Genomic DNA, 3901 nt, shown 5'->3' with positions numbered 1-3901 from the left:
GCCCCGCCCCCGCGCAGCCCGTCTGACCGGTCGCAACCGGTCGTCCGAGCTGCCCACCTCGTTCAACCGGGGCACCGTCGACCCCCGCGCCGCCGCCGGCCTCGCCCTGGCAGGGGGCGCCGCCGCCATCGCCGTCGCCGCGGGCGTCGACGGACAGGTGCAGTACGCGCGCCTGCTCGCGGGGATCGTGCTGGGACTCGTCGTGCTGAACGGCCTCGTGGTCGTCCTCCCCGCGGTGCTCGTCGCCCGGCGCCTCGGCCTCGCCGTCCGTGTCCGGATGTCGCCCGGCCTGCTGCTCGCCGCGGTGGTCGCCTGCGGTGCCACGCGGGTCTTCTCGCTCGATCCCGCACTCGTGCTCGGCGTGCTGCTCGTCGGGACCCTGGGCGCCGTCCGCCACCACGGCGCACAGGCCGTCGGTGCAGGGCGCAGCCCGGACGGACGCGACCGCGGCATCGCCGCGGCGGTCCAGCTCGCCGCGACCGTCGTCGTCCCTGCGGCGGCCTGGGTGCTGCACGGCCTCGTCGACGCACCGGGCGCCTGGCCGCAGCTCGGCCGGGAGGCCCTCGCCACGGTCTGCCTCGCCGGCCTCGGCTCCCTCGTCGTCCAGCTGCTGCCGCTCGGCTCGATGCCGGGACGGCACGTGTGGGCGTGGTCCGCGGGCGTCTACACGGCCCTGGCCGTGGTGGGGGTGTCCGTCGCGGCCGCCGTGTTCGTGGGCGCCCCCTCCTCGTCGTTCCCCCTGCCGGCGCTGCTGGTCGCGAGCCTCGTCGCGGCCCTGCTGGCGGTCGCGGCCTGGCTGTGGGCGACCTACGTGGAGCCGGCCCGCCGCGCGCTCTAGTCGTTCGTGTCGTCTCACCCTGCCGGGAACGAAAGAGTGCCCCCGCAGGGATTCGAACCCTGACTGAAGCGATTTTAAGTCGCCTGCCTCTGACCGTTGGGCTACGAGGGCGTGCCCCCAGCCTACGATCCAGGCGACGACACGACGACGCCCGCCGCGCTGGGTCAGCGGGCGGGCGTCGTGGGGGCTGGTCGAGTCAGTCGCTGGTCGACAGCGAGCCGCGCCCGGCGTCGGCAGGCACCGCAGCGTCGGCGTCGGCCGTCGCGGCCGGCTTCTTGGCCGCCGGCTTGCGGACGGGAGCCTTGCGGGCCGGCTTCTCGGTCTCGCCCTCGGCGGGCGCGCCCTTCTCGTCGGCCGGGTTGGCGTAGGCCGGGCCGGGCTCGCCGGCGACCTTGCCGAGCTCGGGCGTCGCAGGAGCGGCCGGGGCGGCGACCTCGGTCTTCGGACGCGAGGCGAACTCCTCGAAGGCGGCGCGGGGGCGCTCGCGGTTGTCGAGCGAGACGATGTCGCGGCCGAGCCAGAAGTTGTTCCACCAGCCGGTGGCGACGCGGAACTTGCGCTCGAACGAGGGCATCGCGAGGCCGTGGTAGCCGCGGTGCGCGGCCCACGCCGGCAGGCCCTTGAGCACGAACTTGCCGCTCTGGAACACGCCGACGCCGACGCCGAGCCCGGCGACCGCGCCGAGGTTGTCGTGACGGTAGTCGGCGACGCCCTCGCCGCGCAGCGACGCGGTGATGTTCTTGGCGAGGTGCTTGCCCATGCGGACGGCGTGCTGCGCGTTGGGCACGCAGAAGCCGCCGACGCCCTTGCCGGTCAGGTCGGGCGTGGCCGCGACGTCGCCGCAGGCCCAGGCGTCGGGGACGATGGTCTCGCCGTCGACGACCCGGAGGTCGGCCTTGACGGTGATCCGACCTCTCTCCTCGAGGGGCAGGTCGGTGTTGCGCACCATCGGGTTGGCCATGACGCCGGCCGTCCAGACGATCAGGTCGGACTCGAACGACTCGCCCGTCGAGAGCTCGATGACGCCGCCCACGGCGGACTTCAGCTGCGTGTCGAGGTGCACCGTGGCGGCGCGCTCGGCGAGGTTCTTGAGCACCCAGTGGCTGGTCTCGAGCGACACCTCGGGCATGATGCGGCCCATGGCCTCGACGAGGTGGAAGTGCGTGTCGTCGATGGTCAGCTGAGGGTACTTCTTGAGCAGGTCGCTGGCGAAGCTGCGCAGCTCGGCGAACACCTCGATGCCGGCGAAGCCGCCGCCGACGACCGTGACGGTCAGCAGACGGTCGCGTGCCGCACCGGCGGGCAGGTTCGCGGCCGCCGCGAAGTTGGTGAGGAGCTTGTCGCGGATCGCCGCCGCCTCCTCGATGGTCTTGAGGCCGATCGCCTCGTCGGCGACGCCCGGGATCGGGAACGTGCGCGACACCGCGCCGGCGGTCATGACGACCTGGTCGTAGTCGACGGTCCACGGGTCGCCGACCTCGGGCGTGATGGTCGCCGTCTTCGTGGCGTGGTCGACCTTGGTGACCTTGGCCGTGACGACGTTCGTCTTCTTCAGGTGACGACGCAGCGAGACGACCGCGTGACGCGGCTCGATGGAGCCGGCTGCCACCTCCGGCAGGAACGGCTGGTACGTCATGTACGGCAGCGGGTCGACGATGGTGACCTCCGCCTCCCCGGCGCGCAGCCACTTCTCGAGCTTCCAGGCTGTGTAGAAACCGGCGTAGCCGCCGCCGACGATCAGGATCTTGGGCACAGGGGTGAACTCCTCGAGGTGGTGGGGTGGCACGACGACTTTACTCCTGCTCGTGTCGTCGCCTGAACTGGCGGGCCGCGCCTGCCCCCACGGCGACGAGCGCCGCGCCGAAGACCGCGAAGACGATCAGCGGCAGCCCGGTCGAGCGCATCGACTCGACCGTCGGGAGCAGCGCACGGAGGGGGTGGTCGCCGTCGCTCTGCGGCGTCGGCACGGGCGCGGGCTCGACGGGAGCGACCGCACCGGCGCTCGGCGCGGGGGCGTCGGCGCGTCGGTGCACCCGGATCCACTCGGCGAGGTCGCCCATCGGGTTGGCCGCGACGGGCGCGACGGTGCGCTGGACGGCGGCGGCCGCGTCGACGAGGCCGTACCCGTAGAGCGGGTCGGGCTGCGAGGCGCCCCTCGGGTCGGCCGTCGAGACGACCCTGTTGATCACGTCGGCCGCCCCGAGCTCGGGGTGTGCGCTCCGCACGAGGGCGACCATGCCGGCGACGAGGGGCGTCGCGCCGCTGGTGCCGCTCCAGCTGTAGTGCACGTCGCCCGGGCCGACGCCGACGAGCTTCTCGCTGGGGGCCGAGACGCCGATGGTGATGCCCTGGCTGGAGGCGTCGAAGCTCGCCGCGCCCGAGCGGTCGACGCCGGCGACGGTGAGGACACCCGGCATCGTGGCGGGCGCCCCGACCTCGGTCGTGCCGCTGCCGCGGTTGCCGGCCGCCGCGACGACGACGACGTCCTCCTCCTGCGCGTGCAGGAAGGCCTCGTCCCAGCTCGTGGGCCAGTCGAGGGTGTTGCGGGTCAGGGACATGTTGATCACGTCGGCGCCGTGGTCGACGGCCCAGGTGACGGCGTCGGCGATCTGCTGGTCGGAGTCGACCGCGTCGGCGCCGAACCCCACCGAGATCGAGAGCAGGTCGGCCTCGGGCGCGACGCCGATCACGCCGTCGCCGGTCGCCGTGCCGCGCCCCGCGAGCAGGGAGCCGACGAGGGTCCCGTGGGCAGGGTCGTCGGCGCCGACCGGGCTCTGGCCGTCGGCGGAGCCCTGCCCGGACATGTCCGTGCCCCCGACGACGGCACCCTGCAGCTCGCGGACGGAGCCGTCGACGCCCGTGTCGATCACGGCGACCGTGACGCCCGCGCCGCGCGTCGTCTGCCACGCCTGCTGCACCCCGTAGTCGGACAGCCAGTACTGCGCGTCGCGGATGCTGTCGGCGGACGCCGCCGCGGCGGGCACGAGCGTGAGCCCCGCGGCCGTCGCCACCACGAGCACGCTCGTCGCCAGCGCCCTGGTCGCCCCGCGCCCCCCGGTGCGG

At 74.1% G+C, this 3901-nt stretch carries 3 protein-coding genes and 1 tRNA gene; 1 reads left to right on the top strand and 3 read right to left on the bottom strand.

The annotated features are described in order from the left end of the window. Window positions 1-838: hypothetical protein (locus RWM17_RS12940; RefSeq protein ID WP_314104278.1), on the top strand; the 838-nt coding region annotated here is incomplete at its 5' end. Window positions 839-875: 37 nt separating this feature from the next. Here the strand turns inward: RWM17_RS12940 and RWM17_RS12935 are convergent. The 3 genes from RWM17_RS12935 to RWM17_RS12925 all read right to left on the bottom strand — a co-directional run. After that, window positions 876-949, bottom strand: a tRNA-Leu gene (locus tag RWM17_RS12935). A gap of 85 nt (window positions 950-1034) precedes the next feature. Continuing rightward, complete coding sequence (locus tag RWM17_RS12930; protein WP_314104282.1) at window positions 1035-2591, bottom strand: FAD-dependent oxidoreductase; 1557 nt, start codon at window positions 2589-2591, stop codon at window positions 1035-1037. A 40-nt stretch (window positions 2592-2631) separates the two neighbouring features. Next, window positions 2632-3901 (bottom strand): S8 family serine peptidase (locus RWM17_RS12925; RefSeq protein WP_399540487.1); only part of this gene is annotated, 1270 nt, incomplete at its 5' end.

Origin of the sequence: uncultured Frigoribacterium sp. (genome assembly GCF_963515265.1) — a bacterium.
In the GTDB taxonomy this organism is placed as follows: domain Bacteria; phylum Actinomycetota; class Actinomycetes; order Actinomycetales; family Microbacteriaceae; genus Frigoribacterium.
The sequence above is the reverse complement of the archived record's forward strand: the minus strand, read 5'-3'. Positions and strand labels throughout refer to the sequence as shown.